Source organism: Brevundimonas sp. TSRC1-1, from assembly GCF_049898245.1.
In the GTDB taxonomy this organism is placed as follows: domain Bacteria; phylum Pseudomonadota; class Alphaproteobacteria; order Caulobacterales; family Caulobacteraceae; genus Brevundimonas; species Brevundimonas mediterranea_A.
This window is the reverse complement of record NZ_JAFCXI010000005.1, coordinates 103,208-119,227: the sequence shown is the minus strand read 5'-3', so window position 1 is coordinate 119,227 and position 16,020 is coordinate 103,208. Positions and strand designations below refer to the sequence as shown.

The 16,020-nt window shown below is 66.0% G+C and carries 9 protein-coding genes; 5 read left to right on the top strand and 4 right to left on the bottom strand.

Going from position 1 to position 16,020, the window contains the following annotated elements; translation table 11 throughout:
• Positions 1–217: 217 nt before the first annotated feature.
• Both ACP7CK_RS16605 and ACP7CK_RS16600 read right to left on the bottom strand, forming a co-directional pair.
• Positions 218–646 (bottom strand): CBS domain-containing protein, encoded by a 429-nt coding sequence (locus tag ACP7CK_RS16605; protein WP_008261184.1) that lies wholly within the window; start codon positions 644–646, stop codon positions 218–220.
• Positions 647–739: 93 nt separating this feature from the next.
• Positions 740–1,444 carry a rhomboid family intramembrane serine protease gene (locus ACP7CK_RS16600; RefSeq protein ID WP_426026742.1) on the bottom strand — a complete coding sequence of 235 codons (705 nt, stop codon included), beginning with the start codon at positions 1,442–1,444 and terminating at the stop codon, positions 740–742.
• Positions 1,445–1,563: 119 nt separating this feature from the next.
• Here ACP7CK_RS16600 and hfaA point away from each other — a divergent pair, with 119 nt between their 5' ends.
• From hfaA to hfaD, 3 genes are read left to right on the top strand one after another with little or no spacing between them, the layout of a single operon-like run.
• Entirely contained in the window at positions 1,564–2,025 is a 462-nt protein-coding gene (gene hfaA, locus ACP7CK_RS16595; RefSeq protein ID WP_426026741.1) for a holdfast anchoring protein HfaA, read from the top strand.
• The gene (gene hfaB, locus ACP7CK_RS16590; RefSeq protein WP_035310629.1) at positions 2,022–3,038 is read left to right on the top strand and encodes a holdfast anchoring protein HfaB; all 1,017 of its coding nucleotides are present in this window, start codon (positions 2,022–2,024) and stop codon (positions 3,036–3,038) included. Before hfaA ends, hfaB begins: the two co-directional genes overlap by 4 nt.
• Positions 2,965–4,224 (top strand): holdfast anchor protein HfaD, encoded by a 1,260-nt coding sequence (hfaD, locus tag ACP7CK_RS16585; RefSeq protein ID WP_426026740.1) that lies wholly within the window; start codon positions 2,965–2,967, stop codon positions 4,222–4,224. The genes hfaB and hfaD overlap by 74 nt, the downstream gene beginning before the upstream one ends.
• Positions 4,225–4,578: 354 nt before the next feature.
• Here hfaD and ACP7CK_RS16580 read toward each other — a convergent pair whose 3' ends face one another.
• Positions 4,579–7,995 carry an SIR2 family NAD-dependent protein deacylase gene (locus tag ACP7CK_RS16580; protein ID WP_426026739.1) on the bottom strand — a complete coding sequence of 1,139 codons (3,417 nt, stop codon included), beginning with the start codon at positions 7,993–7,995 and terminating at the stop codon, positions 4,579–4,581.
• Between the two features lie 456 nt (positions 7,996–8,451).
• Between ACP7CK_RS16580 and ACP7CK_RS16575 the strand changes: the two genes are divergently transcribed.
• Positions 8,452–11,331: a M16 family metallopeptidase gene (locus ACP7CK_RS16575; RefSeq protein ID WP_426026738.1), complete on the top strand. Its 2,880-nt coding sequence runs from the start codon at positions 8,452–8,454 to the stop codon at positions 11,329–11,331.
• A gap of 138 nt (positions 11,332–11,469) precedes the next feature.
• Here the strand turns inward: ACP7CK_RS16575 and ACP7CK_RS16570 are convergent, their stop codons facing one another.
• Positions 11,470–12,339 (bottom strand): hypothetical protein, encoded by an 870-nt coding sequence (locus ACP7CK_RS16570; RefSeq protein WP_426026737.1) that lies wholly within the window; start codon positions 12,337–12,339, stop codon positions 11,470–11,472.
• Between the two features lie 343 nt (positions 12,340–12,682).
• Here ACP7CK_RS16570 and ileS point away from each other — a divergent pair, with 343 nt between their 5' ends.
• Positions 12,683–15,607, top strand: coding sequence for an isoleucine--tRNA ligase (gene ileS, locus ACP7CK_RS16565; protein WP_426026736.1), 2,925 nt, complete (start codon positions 12,683–12,685; stop codon positions 15,605–15,607).
• Positions 15,608–16,020: the final 413 nt, after the last annotated feature.

Genomic DNA, 16,020 nt, shown 5'->3' with positions numbered 1-16,020 from the left:
CGGAACCTATTGAAACCAACCCAGGAAAGCAAGAAGTTTCTCAACTCTTTCTTCCCCTCAAAACCCCCGAAACCAAAGCTCCGAAGCCCTCAGGGCCGGCCCGTTTCCGAGCGAGGCGGTCCTATACGGGCCGCCCTTTTCCGCCGCAACCGGATTCTGACCAAACCATGAAAATTCTCGCGGAGTCGGACTCTTCGAACCCGTGCCGGCGCCCGCTTCAGCCCGTCGCTATATAGGTTCTGAGGCTTTCGGCCTCGCGGGCGTGATCGGCGATCTGGCATTTGACGACGTCGCCGATGGAGATGACGCCGACCAGCCGGCCCTCGCTCAGGACGGGCAGATGGCGAATCCGCCGGTCGGTCATCCGCCCCATCACGGCGGACAGGGTCTCTCCCGGTTCGGCGAAGATCACCCGGGCGGACATGTAGTCGGAGACGGGACGGCCCAGGGCGTTGGGTCCGTCGACCGCCAGGGCCTTCACCACATCCCTTTCGGAAAAGACGCCGGCGACGGATTCGCCGTCGCGGACGACCAGGGCGCCGACGCGTTTGCGCTCCAGCTCTCCGCACGCCTGCGCCACCGTCAGGTCGGACGCGATGGAGAAGACGGCGTTTCCCTTGGTCTTGAGGATCTCGGCGACGAACATCGCGGCTCCTTCTCTATGGTTAGGAGACGACCGCCGGGCCGGGATGGCGACAGGGCCGCTCGATAACCATGATCGCGCAGCCGCGCCCCGGAATCAAACGTCCGATTCGGGGCGGGCCGACGTCCCCACGGGCAAAGGCCCCTTGCCGAAGGCGCGGCCCAAGGGGCCGATGACCAGCAATCCGGCGATGAAGCCGAAGGCGTGGGCTTCCCAGGCGATGCGGGCGCCCTCCGCTCCCGGAGCATAGCCGATCAGCCCGGTGACGGCGTTGACCGCCATCCAGGCGATGGACGCCCCGATCACGCGCCGATCAAACAGGTTCAGCACCCTGCCCCGTCCGCCCATCAGGCGGGTCGCTGCTCCAATCAGGCCGAACACGGCCCCCGACGCCCCCACCATGGCCTCGGTCGAGCCCCAGTGGACCAGGCCGTAGCCCAGGGCCGCAACCACGCCGCACCCGATATAGAAGAGCAGGAAGACGGTCGGCCCGATCCGGTCGCCGAACAGCCGGGCCACCGGCGCGCCGAAGGCCAGGGCGCCGATCGCATTCATTAGGGCGTGGGTCCAACTGCCGTGCAGCAGCATGGCGGTGAACAAGCCGCCCCACCGCCCGTTCTGCAGATCGATGGGTGCGAAGGCCATGGCCGCGCCCATGTCCGGCAACTGGCGCTGGAAGAAAAACAGCACGGGCATCGACAGGGCGATCAGCACCACAGCGACCGGGGCGTTGAACAGTCTTTCGGACTTTGGCCCTTCTGAATTCGGGGGCGCTGCGAATCGGCCATCGGGGTCGGACATGCCTCACCAATGCGCAACGATTTCTGCGATCTCAAGCGCTTCTTAATAACCTTAACGCAGTTTGGGGTGCGGATCGTGGTTTCGGTCCGTCGTCCGTTTGCGCGCCAGGAGTATTATCCATGCCGGTCAAGAGGCTGATCGCCCCCCTGCCGACCGTGCTTGCGACCCTGTTCGTCGCCGCCGCCCTGTCGCTCGCCCCGTCTATCGCCATGGCCCAGACGACGGGCTCCGGCGGCGCCGCCCGCTTCCAGCAGGGCTATGGCTCCGCGCGCAACCTGACCAACAGCGCCGCCACCGGTTCGACCCGCGACGCCAACGGCAATCGCCTGATCGTCAACGGCCTCATCCAGTCCGGCGCCTCTTCCTATTCCAGCCAGTCCGGCGGCGTGGCCTCGGCCTATGCCGGGGCCGGCTCGTCTTCCGGCAGCGGTACGACCATCGGCGGCTCCACCGCCATCGGCAATCAGTTGAACGTCGTGGTCCAGGGCAGCCACAACACCGTCATCGTCAATTCGAAACAGACCAACAACGGCGACATCAACGCCGGCACGGCCCTGAACGGAAACATCACCCTGCCATGAGCCGCCCTCCTCTCCTTCGCACCGGCGCCGTCGTGACGGCTGCGGCCCTGCTGCTCGCCGGCTGCGTCAGCCCGGTGGCCGGGCCGTCGGGTCAATATGCGACGCCGATCGGCAATGCGCCGGTCACGGCCAACCCCACCCCCTATTCGGCAGCGCTCTATTGCCTGGCCGACTACGCCCGCCGCTACAACCTGCCCTCGCCGCGCATGGCCGTGGGCCGGATCAGCGACTACACCGGCACGGTCTCGTCGGACGGCGGACGCCAGATCACCGGCGGCGCCTCGCTGATGGCGAACTCGGCCCTGGCCAAGGCCGGCGCCCGGATCGTCGAACGCTACGACACCTCGGTGTCCGAGCTGGAGCTGCGCTACGCCAACAACAAGCTGATCGGCGACAACACCCCCGGCGCCCAGGGACCGGAAGACACCCAGTACCGCCGCATCCTGGCCGGCCAGGTGCCCGGTTCGGACTTCTACATCGTCGGCGGCGTCACCGAGGTGAACTACAACATCCGCTCGGGCGGCTTTGACGCCGCTGGAGGCCAGGTGGACAGCGACCGTCCCGGCTCGGGCATCGCCACCTACCGCACCTATGTGATGAACATCGCCATGGATCTGCGGCTGGTTCAGACCACCACCCTCGAGGTCGTGGACGTCGTCTCGTACCAGAAGCAGATCATCGGCCGCGAGATCTCGGCCGGGGTGTTCGACTTCCTGAACGGCAATGTCTTCGACATCTCGGCCGGGTCCGGCGGGATGGAGCCGACCCAGCTGGCCGTCCGCGCCCTGGTCGAACGGGCCACGGTCGAGTTCATGGCCAATCTCTATGGGGCGCCCGGCCCCGAAATCTGCCTCAACGCCGCCAACGACCCGCTTGGCGATTCCGCTGTCGGCCCGACCGGCGGCTATTATCCGGCCTACCCGACCACGGAGACGAACAATGGCCAGACCCGCGCCGATCCGTCTCGCTGGCATGATCGCCGCGACGGCGACGTTCGCCCTAGCCGCTACTGAGGCGACGGCGCAGGAGACGCCGCTCTGCGATCCGCAGACCGGCTCGACCTGTTCCAGCACCCAGACCCAGTCCGGCGACGTGACCGGGACGGTGAACCTGAACGTCACGGTCGATCAGCTCGAGGTGACCAATTCGGCCACGGGCAATTCGCTCGCGGGCGGGATCGAGGATTCGTCCGGGTCCCTGACGTCGCGCCAGACCATGACCGGCGCGACCCGCGCTGACACGACCCTCGTCCTGAACGGCGAATCGGAAGGCGTGATCGGATCGACGACCCTGGCGCGCGGCAGTTATCTGGGCGTCTCCACTGACGGCGCGACCTTCGCCCTTGATGCGGCCCAGGTCGCGACCGGCGACAATGTCACCGCCCGCACCGTCGTCCAGTCGCCGACCGGCCATATGCTGGCCGGCGGTTTCGCCGGCACGGCGGCCGTCGCCAACAGCGTCGCCCTGGGCGGTCCGTCCTCCTCCATCACCGGCGCGGTCGATCAGTCGGCCCAGACCACGGTCCTGGCCGAGACGGTCGCCGACGTGCAGTATATCCCCGCCCCCGCCGACTTCTCGTCCCAGGCCGTGGCCAACGCCGTCCAGACCTCGACCACCGGCGCCTCGCACCAGGATCTGACGGTGCGCCAGACCAACGCCGCCTCGACGATTGAGGCGCGCACCGACGTCTATGTCGACAACGCCTGGAACCTGGCCGCCCGCGCCAAGGCCGGCGCCAACCAGACCGTCCTGTCCAACGCCGGCGGCTCCCTGGTCGCCGCGACCGACCAGACCAACCAGGGCCGGGTCCGCGCCGTCTCCCGGGCCAGGACCAATCTGCAGGGCCAGACCACCGTCTCGGCCCGCGCCGTCGCCAATGAAGTGATCGCCGGCAACACCGACATCTATCTGGCGCTGGACAACACCCAGCTGAACACCGGCGGGGTCGAGGCGACCGCGACCTATACGGGCGTCAGCGGCTATGACGCCTATGTCGGCGCCGAGGCCGTCGGCAACAGCGTCACCGGTTCCGCCTGTTCCCAGTGCGGCGGCGAGGTCAACATCACCAACAACCAGACCAACAACGCCGCCGTCACCGCCACGACCAACGCCACCATCGGCTCCGGCCGCGCCGCCGTGGTCGGGACCACCGCCGTCGGCAACAGCGCCACCTTCTATGTGAGTCGTCCGGGCGGGTGAGGAACAGACTCAGTCCACTGCGGAAAAAGCGAGTCCATTTTCGTCTAGTCTTCGCGGGGACGCGGGGGCTGCGGGAAAATGGCGCTGGCGCGAAAGCAGGGTGACAGGCTGCCAAGAGCGCTATTTCCGGAGAGGGCGACGGGAGGGGGGATTTGGTTTTCAAAGACCGTGGGGAGAAGTGTCGCACGGTTTTGAAGCGTGATGGGTTGGGGGGGGTGGTTTTGGACGGCAGGGCGTTGAAAACGCGGAGGATTATCGCAAAATTGGGGTGAGAAGCGAAGGCTTCACAACCGGCGCGCGGTCACCGGATGGCAGCAAATGGATAAGGTGACCGTCGAGAGCGAACAACGGCAGTTAGTCTTCGTTAGGATCAGGATCGCCAGCCGCTACAGCACGGACTTCCGGCAGGGGGTCGCTGGCTCCCGCAGTAGCCCAAGCCTTAGTAGCCTCTGAAACACCAAACCGCTCGGCCATAGCGACGGCCAGACCCACGCAAGCGGCCCGTAGTAATGACACGGACACCGCGTCCCAGCTTCCCAATGCAATGGCCTCGTATCGGGTCTGGAGATGAAGGATCAAGAGCGTTCGTTCGAGGCGAGGCGCGGCACGCTCGAGTAGCCCTGAAGGTATCAGCCGAGCGAGAATCCGGATGACAGCATGAAGGCCCACAGCACGGCGGGCCTCAAATACGACCAGCATTTGTTCAATCGCTGCGTCGGGAACTACCCCCAAATCTGGGGCGCGGCTCCAAAGTAACACAGCGTCAGCCGAGGCGGCTACATCGTGGAAATCGTCGGCTAAAAGGCCATCTCGGATCAAATCGACGACCCTACCTCGAAGCGCTTCGTTCATGGCAAAATACGGTGCAGCCACCCGGGCATAAGGCGCTCTACCCGTGGAGATCAGACCGACGAGCATGGCGAGTCGGTCTGCTGTTCTATCATGTCGAGAGAGAACCTGACCCAGCGCACCGCCGACAACTTGGCCCAACGCTCTTCCCATGCTGATGTCCGGGTCTCCGCTAAAGGCATGGCGAAGAGGATCCTTTTCGTCGTCTTGCTTCGGCCGCCATGAGACCGCTTTGTCGAACATCGCCCTCCCGGCATCGGCACCCGGAAGAATGCGCGGCAAACGACGAGAGGTGCCAGCAGCGAAGATTTCATCGAGGTGGTCGCGATGGTCAGGCAGTTCGTCTGATCCATAAAGCCTAAGCCTCAACCGCCCCTCAACATCGATGTCGTCAGGATGCGGCATGTCGGCCAGCGTTGCCAGGTAGAGGCCGTGGCCGACGGGAAGGCGCGGCTCAGTCGAATCTAGCTGGCTCCACAGCCCTTGCCCGAACCGGGCTGCTTGGTCTGGCGTTAAGCAATGGTGCTGGTGGAGATAGAAAAGCCGCAGGCAGGCTTCCTGTCGGTCCTCACCCTCGCCGTCCAAGGCGTTCAGAAGACTGTCGATACGCCCGCTTGAAATCGTTGCGATATTCACCGAAGCCCAGTCGAGCAAGCCAAGCCAACCCGAGGCACGGGGCCATCGGCTGAAACGGGCGGACATTCCCGCCTCACCAGAAAGCGGAAACGCAATGATCTCGTTCAGACGTTCCGCTCGGGCGCGGCCAGTCAGGCCTAACAGCCCCCCTCGGGCCAAACGGTCAATGGGTTCGAACATCCAGTGGAACCGCATCCCTGTGTCTGCGGCGAGATCCATCGCCAAGAGAAATGCAGCAATCGCTTGTGAAGCGGAAGCCCTTATAGCCAGACGCCCTAAGGTCTCCGTTAAGAGTGGCAGATGATCCATGCCCGCAGAGCGACGGTCTCGCTGCAACGCACCTCGCCAGTGGGCTATAGTCGGCGACAGCTGCGTGGAGATCTTATCAACAGTGCTCTGGCTCATGCGAGCGATGGCGATCCGTGAAAAGTGCGTAGCGTACGCGACATCGCGAACACTCTTCACGCCCCTAATAAGATCGATGTGCCATTCGAGCGTGTCAGCGGGATTTTGCTCCAGTGCTTCTATGAAGGTTTCCGACGCAAGTGTGTAATGGCGCAGACGGAGTGGAGCCCCTGCATCTTCTAGCATTCGGGCGATCTGGCAGAGTGACGTTGACGTCGCGGGATTGGTGAAGCGAATGACTTTCCGCGGATCATTGTAGACCCCCGGCTCGAAATCCGGGACCACATCCCGTTCACGCTCTTTACGCTTGCGTTCCTCAGACTGAAGATCGCTTCGGATAGAGTCGAGTAGATCAAAGGGGTCGCTTCGCCAGTCCTTATAGGCGTTGGACCAACTCCGAGGTTCGAAATCCTGATCCTGTGACAGCGCGCGTGCCAGCCACTCCCCCCAAGCCAACCGCGACATCAACCAGACAGAGTCGGGGGCCGAACGAACACGTCGCCTGAGCTCAGCGACGACACCGCGCACCAAGCCCAGAGCGTGATCGAACTCGCCTAGATCACAGTGCAAACCCGCCAGCCTGAGCATCCATATCGGATCTGCACCTGCAATCCGATTCATGCCCGCATCCAAACTGTCCAAGTCCAACCTGTCGCGCGCAGCGAGACAGAGCTGATACTCGGCGTCGGCTAGGACGTCCGACCCCAGATCGCCCTCTCGCCTCACATATTCCACCCATAACCGCAGCGTATCGTCGTCGCCGTCACGGCGTGCCTGGCGGGCCAAGTCAACAGCCAGCTCTAGCCGGTCTGCACGAGTGAGTTCGCTCGTCTCCGGGGCGGCCAGAGCACTCGCAACCTGACGTACTAGAACATCATCCATGTCGAGATATCCTACACGGTGACGCCACGAGAGCTCGCGTACGTAGCGGGCTGCACTGGCTGGCCCCAGGGCCCCCAAAACCTCCTCGGATAGGTAGGGGAAGTTTTCTGTTTGCCAGCGCAACTGATGGCGCACCTTCGCGGGCGCTGTCACCCAGCCGGGGTAGGCTAACCGATCACTCGCCAGAACATCGCAGCCCGCACGGATGCGCTCCGCCGCGAACTCGGGGTTACTACGCTCATGTTCCCGATCATCGACCTGCGGCGTTCCGAGGATCGCCGACGCATGGGTTGGCTCCCAGTCGGCGGGACTGGCAGGCTCTGCCGACTTTAGGAATGCCATAACGGCCTCCAGCGCCCGAACCGCCTGGATGGAGGGATCGAGATCCGTCACGAGTGGAGCCAGATCAATCGGGGAGATATTGCGGGCCTCCAGCAGGCGGCGCTTGGCCGGTGCCAGATTCAGCACGCCGACAAGGTAAATTCTTCGCGCGGCACCAGCCAGATGGTCACGAACCCATCCACTCCAAGCGAGGAAATTCGGATCGTCTCCGGAAAACCCGAAGAGGCACAACTCGTTCTCGATGAAGACCTGACGAGTCGCGTTTACAAAAGCGGCGTGGCGAGCCGGATATGTCCGATAGTCTTCCTCGGCGATGACAAATCCGTCGTCGATGCCGACCGTTCCATGCAGCTTGACGATTCGCGGAGCCGAGAAGCGCGCCAGATCTCCTTCGGTTCGCACTACTGAGTAGTGACGATCGAGCGCGTCTTCCGCCGCTCGCTCGACTAGGGTGTCGTAGTTGGTGGTGAGGATGTCAGCCCACGGCAGTTCCACCAAGGCGCGATGAAGTTTCCCAGGGTTCCACGCCGCATCGGGGATTGACGTTCGGATCAAGTCGTCCAATGCCGCTTGGCCGAAATAAGTCCGATATTCCTCGGCGAGGCGCAGGGCGTCAGAAGGTGCTAAGTCGGGGTCACCGTAAATCGCTGTGGCCATGCTCTGAGCCAAATCCCTCCAAAGCGGGGGACGTTTTGCGTCCTGAGTCAGCAACTCAGCGTTGAGACTAAACCCCGCTCCAACCATCGCAGCAGCGCCACGTTCACCTCGACGCCGCCACAACGCCTGAGCCAACTGTTGTAGAGCTGGAAAATCAACGAGCGTTCGGATCGAAGGTTTAGGATCGGTCGAGGCACTTTTCATTGCGGTATGGAAATCGACCTTGAGGGCATAGTCCAGCTATAACTCCTGTTAGTTGTCGCGTCCGTCCAACGCAGTAAACTCTTCCCATGAGCGTCGAGTATGCGGTTACGCGCCCCCTCCGTCTCGCCGCTCCGCGGCGATCCACCTCCCCCAAGGGGGGAGGATAAACGGTCGCCTTGCCCTCGCCCCCGCCCTCCCCTACTCCAGACATCAGCCGTTCCATCGGGGGTTGCGGCGTTTCGGAGTAAACTCATGCGTTCTGCGCGTCGCCTTCTGCTTGTCGCGGTCTCTGGCCTGGCGCTTTCGACGGGGGCCTTCGCCGTCCCCGTCCTGGCCTTCGCGCCCGCCGCCCAAACCCAGACCCAGGTCCCGCCCTCCGATCCCTGGGCCCAGGCGGCCAGTGATGTTCCGGCCGATCCGGCTGTGCGCTACGGCCTGATGCCCAACGGCATGCGCTACGCCCTGATGCACAACGCCACCCCGCCCGGTCAGGCCTCGTTCCGGCTGCGGATCGACGCGGGCTCGCTGATGGAGCGGGACGACCAGCAGGGGCTGGCCCACTTCATGGAGCATATGGCCTTCAACGGGACCAAGGACATCCCCGAGAACGAGATGCTGCGCATTCTCGAACGCCTGGGCCTGGCCTTCGGCGCCGACACCAACGCCTTCACCAGCTTCGAGCAGACGGCCTATATGCTGGAACTGCCCAACACCCAGGACGAGACGGTCGATACGTCCCTGCATGTGATGCGGGAAATGATGGGCGACGCCCTGATGGCGTCGGACGCCATCGACGCCGAGCGGGGCGTCATCGTCGGGGAGGAGCGGACCCGCAACTCGCCGCAGATGCGGGTGCTGAAGACCCAGCTGGCCCTGCTGGCGCCGGGCCAGCGCCTGTCGAAACGCCTGCCGATCGGCGACCTGGAGGTGATCCGCACCGCGCCGCGCGAACGGTTCGTCGACTTCTATGACGCCTATTACCGCCCCTCGCGCGCGACCTTCATCGCTGTCGGCGACTTCGACGTGGACGCGATGGAGGCCAAGATCCGCACGACCTTCGCGGACTGGACGCCCAAGGCCGCCGACGGGCCCGAGCCCGACCTGGGAACCGTCGCCGCGCGCCAGCCGGAGACCAGCATCATCGTCGAGCCGGGCGTCCAGTCGTCGATCCAGATCAACTGGATCAAGGCGCCGGACCTCGACCCCGACAGCCTGGCCGAACGCACCGAGGCCGTTCGCCGCAGCCTGGGCCTGGCGGTGCTGAACCGTCGCCTGGGCGAGATGGCGCGGGCCGACAATCCGCCCTTCCTGGGCGCCGGCGGCGGTTATCAGTCGCTGTTCGACAGCCTGGACGCCGGCGTCCTGTCGGTCGCCTTCACGCCGGGCGAATGGAAGCGCGCGCTGGAGACCACCGAGCAGGAGGCCCGCCGTCTGACCCAGTACGGCGTCACCGCCCCCGAGCTGCAGCGCGAGATCACCGAATATCGCACCAGCCTGCAGAATGCGGTGGCCACGGAGGCGACCCGCTCCACCCCCGCCCTGGCCGGCGCCCTGCTGAACGCCGTCAATGGCGACACGGTCTTCACCTCGCCCCAGGAAAGCCTGGACCAGTTCGAGAAGATCGTCGCCGATCTGACGCCGGAACAGGTCAACGCCGCCGTGCGTCCGGTGTTCGAAGGCCAGGGGCCTCTGGTCCTGTTCACCAGCCCGGTCCCGGTCGAGGGCGGCGAGGCCGCCGTCACCGCCGCGCTGGAGGCCTCGCGTCAGGTTCCCGTCGCCGCGCCCGGCGATCAGTCGGCGTTGGAATGGCCCTATACGAACTTCGGCGCGCCGGCCGTTCCCGCCGCGCGCACCGAGGTGGCCGATCTGGGCGCCACCCTGGTCCGCTTCCCCAACGGGACCCTGCTGAACATCAAGAAGACCGACTTCCGCGATGACCAGATCCTGATCCGCGCCAATACGGGCATCGGCGGCATGGGTCTTCCCGCCGACCGCTTCTCGCCCCTGTTCGCCGCCAACACCGTGCTGAACGCCGGCGGCCTGGGCAAGCTGACGGTGGATGAGGCCGACCGCGTCCTGGCCGGCCATGTCGTCAACACCAGCGTCAGCCAGGGTACGGACAGCTACAGCTTCGGCGGCTCCACCCGCCCGGAGGACCTGCAGCTCGAGCTTCAGGTTCTGGCCGCCTTCCTGACGGATCCGGGTCTGCGCGCCGCGCCGCTGCAACGCGCCAAATCCTCCTATCCGCAGGCGCTGGAACAGCAGGCCGCCACGCCCGGCGGCGCCTTCGGTCTGAAGGCCGGGGAACTGCTGGCCGGGGGCGACAAGCGCGCGGCCGCCCCGACCAACGAACAGTTCCAGTCGGTCGAGATCGAACCCCTGCGCGAACAGATCAAGGCGGCCCTCGCCTCCGGCCCGATCGAGATCACGGTCGTCGGCGATGTGGACGTGGACGCGGTCATCGCCGCCGTGGGTTCGACCTTCGGCGCCCTGCCCGCGCGCGGTCCCGCCCCGACCCCGCCGCCCGGATCGGCCGAACGTCGCTTCCCCGCCCCGACCGCGACCCCGATCCGTCTGACCCACACGGGCCAGGCTGAACAGGCTCTGGGCTTCGTCGCCTGGCCCACCACCGACCAGATCGAAGACCGCACCACGGCCCGGCGACTGGCGATCCTGTCGGCCGTGCTGCAACTGCGCCTGAACGAGGAGATCCGCGAGAAACAGGGCATCGCCTATTCGCCCAGCGCCAGCGCCACCAGCTCCGACGCCTTCCCCGGCTACGGCTATATCGCCGTCGGCGCCGAAACGCCCCCCGAGTCCCTGACGAAACTGTTCGACGCCGTGGACGTGATCGCCGCCGACCTGCGCGACAATCCGGTCAGCGAGGATGAACTGAACCGCGCCCGCCGTCCGGCGGTGGAGCGGCTGCGGCGCAGCATGGCCGACAACGGCTACTGGCTGACCCAACTGTCCGAAGCCCAGTCCGACCCGGCCTCGCTGGACCAGACCCGCAACAATATCGCGGTGCTGGAGGCCGTCACCGCAGCCGACCTGCAAAGCCTGGCCCGGCAGTATCTGAAGCCCGACGCCGCCTGGCGCGCCGAGGTCGTCTCGGACAAGCTGGCCCAGTAGGAAAAACGGCCCCGGTTCGCAGGAACCGGGGCCGAGCCTTTTGGCGGCCAGTCTTCAGGATCGTCGACGGAGAGCCGACGGTCTTGTCCTGCGTCACACGGCCTGAGCCGCGCCTGAACGGGGCGCGTCAGGTCCGGTTCAGAACACCCGGCCGCCGACGCCGCCGTCCAGGGTGATGGCCCCGGTGATGACGGTCGCGCTCTGGACCTGTTCCTCGCGGTATTCGGTGTATTCCTCTTCGCGGTACATGGTCAGGATCTTCACCCCGGCCCCGTAGCGACGCAGCAGCGAGCGTTCGTTGCAGTCCCGCTCGGGCTTTTCGGGGCGGCATTCCAGCCGGCCCTCGCCGCCGAACCACAGGGCCTCGTGCTTCCTGCAGGTCAGGGTCGTGCCGTGGTCGAATTTGATGTCGCCCTCATAGTCGGCGATCGTCGCCTGGAGCCAGGTGCCGGCCAGGCAACGATAGATCTCGCCGTCATAGCCGTCGGCGATCTCGCGATCCGGCTTCACCTGCGAGGCGGGGTGCGGCACCTGGCGGTCGTCGATGCAGACCGCCTGGATCACCACCCGCTTCATCGACCGACGCCAGGCGGTGAAGGGCGTCCGCACCGTCTGGGCCAGGCCTTCGACGGCCAGGCCCTGGATGGTCGTCGGATAGGGCTGGTCCACGGTCACATAGGCCGCGCCGCCGCCCCCGCCGTAACCGCCGGAGAAGCCGCCGGCCCGCGCATTCACAAAGGCCCGCGACCCGGCGTTCGCACTGGCGCTGGCCCCCGCATTGACGTTGACGTTCACATTGACGTTGGTGTTCGAGTTCCAGCCGCCGTTTCCGCCCCCGCACGATCCCCCCCCGCAGGAAGGCGGCGGAGGCGGCGGCTCGCAGCACGGCGGCGGCGGCGGTTCGCACGCCGGCTGGCCACAGCTCTGGGCCGTCGCCGCGCCCGCGACGCCCAACATGGCCCCGCCGGCCGCCAGACCCAGCATCCAATTCCTGATCCGCTGCCGCATCGGCGGGACTCCCGAACGAATTCTCACGTCGCCTGGACAGACTTCCGGACGATCCAACCTTAACCAAGACGACAAAAGCCTTTCGTTTCCGTTGAGATGGGAAAGTCTTCGGGGATGGCGCAATGCCGCATCCGTCTGCTAGACCGCCCGCATCATGACCGTCCGCGTCTCCATTCGCCTGATTTCGATTAGCCGCCCGGCGTAGCGCTTCCGGGCCCTGTGGCCCCGTGCACGCCGGGAAGACCGCCCTCTGTTCGGGCGAACGAAGCCGCCCTCGAGCAGCGCGAAGCGCGACAGGGCGAACGAAGACAGCGACATCACTTTCACGACGCCGAGACGACCCATGGCCGACGCCACAGACACCACCGACACCCCCTCCGGCCGCGACTATCGCGACACCGTCTTCCTGCCCGAGACGCCCTTCCCCATGCGCGGCGGCCTGCCGCAGAAGGAGCCGCTGATCCTGGAGCAGTGGGGCGACCTGTACGGGACCCTGCGCGCCGAACGCCAGGCGCAGAAGGCCCCGCTCTACGTGCTGCACGACGGCCCGCCCTACGCCAACGGCGACATCCACATCGGCCATGCGCTGAACAAGACGCTGAAGGATTTCGTGGTCCGCAGCCGGTTCCTGCTGGGCTATGACGTCGATTACGTCCCCGGCTGGGACTGCCACGGCCTGCCGATCGAGTGGAAGATCGAGGAGCAGTTCCGCGCCAAGGGCCGCCGCAAGGACGAGGTCTCCAAGGACGAGTTCCGCGCCGCCTGCCGCGAATACGCCGGCAAATACATCGACCTGCAACGCGACCAGTTCAAACGCCTGGGCATCACCGGCGACTTCGCCAACCGCTACGCCACCATGGACTTCACGTCCGAGGCGGCCATCATCGCCGAGTTCCACAAGTTCAAGAACTCGGGCCAGCTGTATCGCGGCTCCAAGCCCGTCATGTGGTCGCCGGTCGAGCGCACCGCCCTGGCCGACGCCGAGATCGAATACCACGATCACGTGTCACCCACGATCTGGGTCAAGTTCCCGGTCACGGGCGTGTCCGACGACCACCCCGACGACCTGCTGGCCTTCCGCACCAGCACCCCGTCCATCGTCATCTGGACGACCACGCCCTGGACCATCCCGGCCAACCGGGCCATCAGCTACGGCCCCGAGATCGCCTATGGCCTGTATGAGGTCACGGCCATGGAAGAGGGTCTGGAGTTCGCGCCCTGGGCCAAGCCGGGCGACCGCCTGATCGTCGCCGACAAGCTGGCCGAGGACGTGTTCAAGGCCGCCAAGATCGCCGCCTGGACCCGCGTCTACGACATCAATCCGTCGGGTCTGGAATGCGCCCACCCCCTGGCTGCGCTGGACAGCGGCTATGGCTTCTCGGTGCCGCTGCTGGCCGGCGACCATGTCACCGACGACGCCGGCACGGGCTTCGTCCACACAGCGCCGGGCCACGGCGCCGACGACTTCGAGGTGTGGAAGGCCCATGGTCATCATGAGGTGCCGGACACGGTCGATCCCGACGGCGCCTACTACCCCACCGTCCCCCTGTTCGCGGGGCTGAAGGTGCTGGAGACCGAGGGCAAGAAGACCGGCAAGTTCGGTCCCGCCAACGGCGCGGTGATGGACAAGCTGATCGAGGCCGGCAATCTGCTGGCGCGCGGCCGACTGGAACACTCATACCCGCACTCCTGGCGGTCCAAGGCGCCGGTCATCTTCCGCAACACGCCCCAATGGTTCATCCGCATGGACGAGCCCCTGAAGTCGGGCGACACCCTGCGCGAGATGGCCCTGACCGCCATTGACGACACGGCCTTCCACCCGGCGGCGGGCAAGAACCGCATCCGCTCGATGGTCGAGGGTCGTCCCGACTGGCTGGTCAGCCGCCAGCGCGCCTGGGGCACGCCCCTGGCCATGTTCATCGACAAACAGACCGGCCAGCCCCTGCATGATCCCGAGGTCGACGCCCGGATCGTCAAGGCCGTGGCCGAACACGGCGCCGACATCTGGTTCACCGCGCCCGACAGCGACTTCCTGGGCGCCCACGACCCGGCCCGGTATGAAAAGGTCGAGGACATCCTGGACGTCTGGTTCGACGCGGGTTCGACCCACGCCTTCGTTCTTGACCCGCGCCTGCCCGAGCATGGCTATACGGGCGACCGCCCGGCCCACTGGCCCGCCGACCTCTATCTGGAAGGCTCGGACCAGCATCGCGGCTGGTTCCAGTCGTCTCTGCTGGAAGGTTGTGGCACCCGTGGCCGCGCCCCGTTCAAGGCGGTCCTGACCCACGGCTTCACCCTCGACGAGAAGGGCGAGAAACAGTCCAAGTCCAAGGGCAATACGACCGATCCGCTGACGGTCATCAAGGAAAGCGGCGCCGACATCCTGCGTCTGTGGGTGGCCCTGGTCGACTATTCGGAAGACCAGCGGATCGGCAAACAGATCCTGCAGACCACGGTCGACGCCTATCGCAAGCTGAGGAACACGGTCCGCTATCTGCTGGGCGCCCTGGCCGACTTCGACGAGGCCGAGCGGCTGACCGACTACGACCAGTTCCCGCCGCTGGAGAAGTTCATCCTGCACCGGCTGTGGGAGTTGGACGCCCATGTGCGCCAGGCCTACGTCGAATACCGCTTCCAGGACGTCGTCCGCCCGGTGCTGGAGTTCTGCTCCAACGACCTGTCGGCCCTGTATTTCGACATCCGCAAGGACAGCCTCTACTGCGACCGCCCCGACGCCCTGCGCCGCCGCGCGGCCCGCACGGTGATGGACGCGGTCTTCATGCGCCTGACCGCCTGGCTGTCGCCGCTGACGCCCTTCACGATGGAAGAGGCCTGGACGACGCGCTTCCCGGATGCGGGGACGAACTGCGCCCGGGTGATTCCGGAGACGCCGGCGGAATGGGAGAATGCGGCCGAGGCCGAGCGTTGGGCCGCGATCAACACCGTCCTCGAAGTGGTCAATGAATCGTTGGAAGCCGCGCGTCGAGATAAGCTGATCGGCGGGGCGCTGGACGCCTGGCCGACCGTCACGGCGCCGGCGGGAACCTTCGCCCCCTTCGACGGTCTGGACGCGGCCGAGATCTTCCGCACCTCGGGCGCCGAACTGGTCGAAGGCGACGCGCTCGCCGTGGCTGTGGCCCTGGCCGACTATCCCAAATGCGCCCGCTCGTGGCGCCGCGTCCCCGACGTCGGCTCAGACCCCGCCTACCCCGACCTGTCGGCCCGCGACGCCGATGCGGTCCGGTATTGGGACCAGACGCACGCCTGACCCGCATTCACCTCCCCGTTGGCGAAGGCCGACGGGGAGGACAGGCGATCGCGTCAGCGAGCGCCAGGACGGGGCGACTCGGCGCCTGAAGCCGCCGTGGTCATCACCATCGTCAGAGTCGCCCCCTCCTGGTCGCTAGGCGACCTGTCCTCCCCGCGCGCCTGCGCGCGCAGGGAGGTGACGCGGGGCTGATGCTCAGCCCCTCCTCGGTTTGCGAGGGAAGTGTCACGCGTGGCGGCGGGCCTCCCAACCCTCCTAATGACGCTGCCCCAATCCCCGCGTTTCCAACGTCTTGCCCATCGCCGGCCCCCATCGACCTGGCGCCCGTCAAAACCCTGCTAGGATGGTCGCCGTTGAAATCGCCGGAGGTCGAAGGGATGAGGCGTCGCCGAATTGCACTGTTTCGCCTGTTG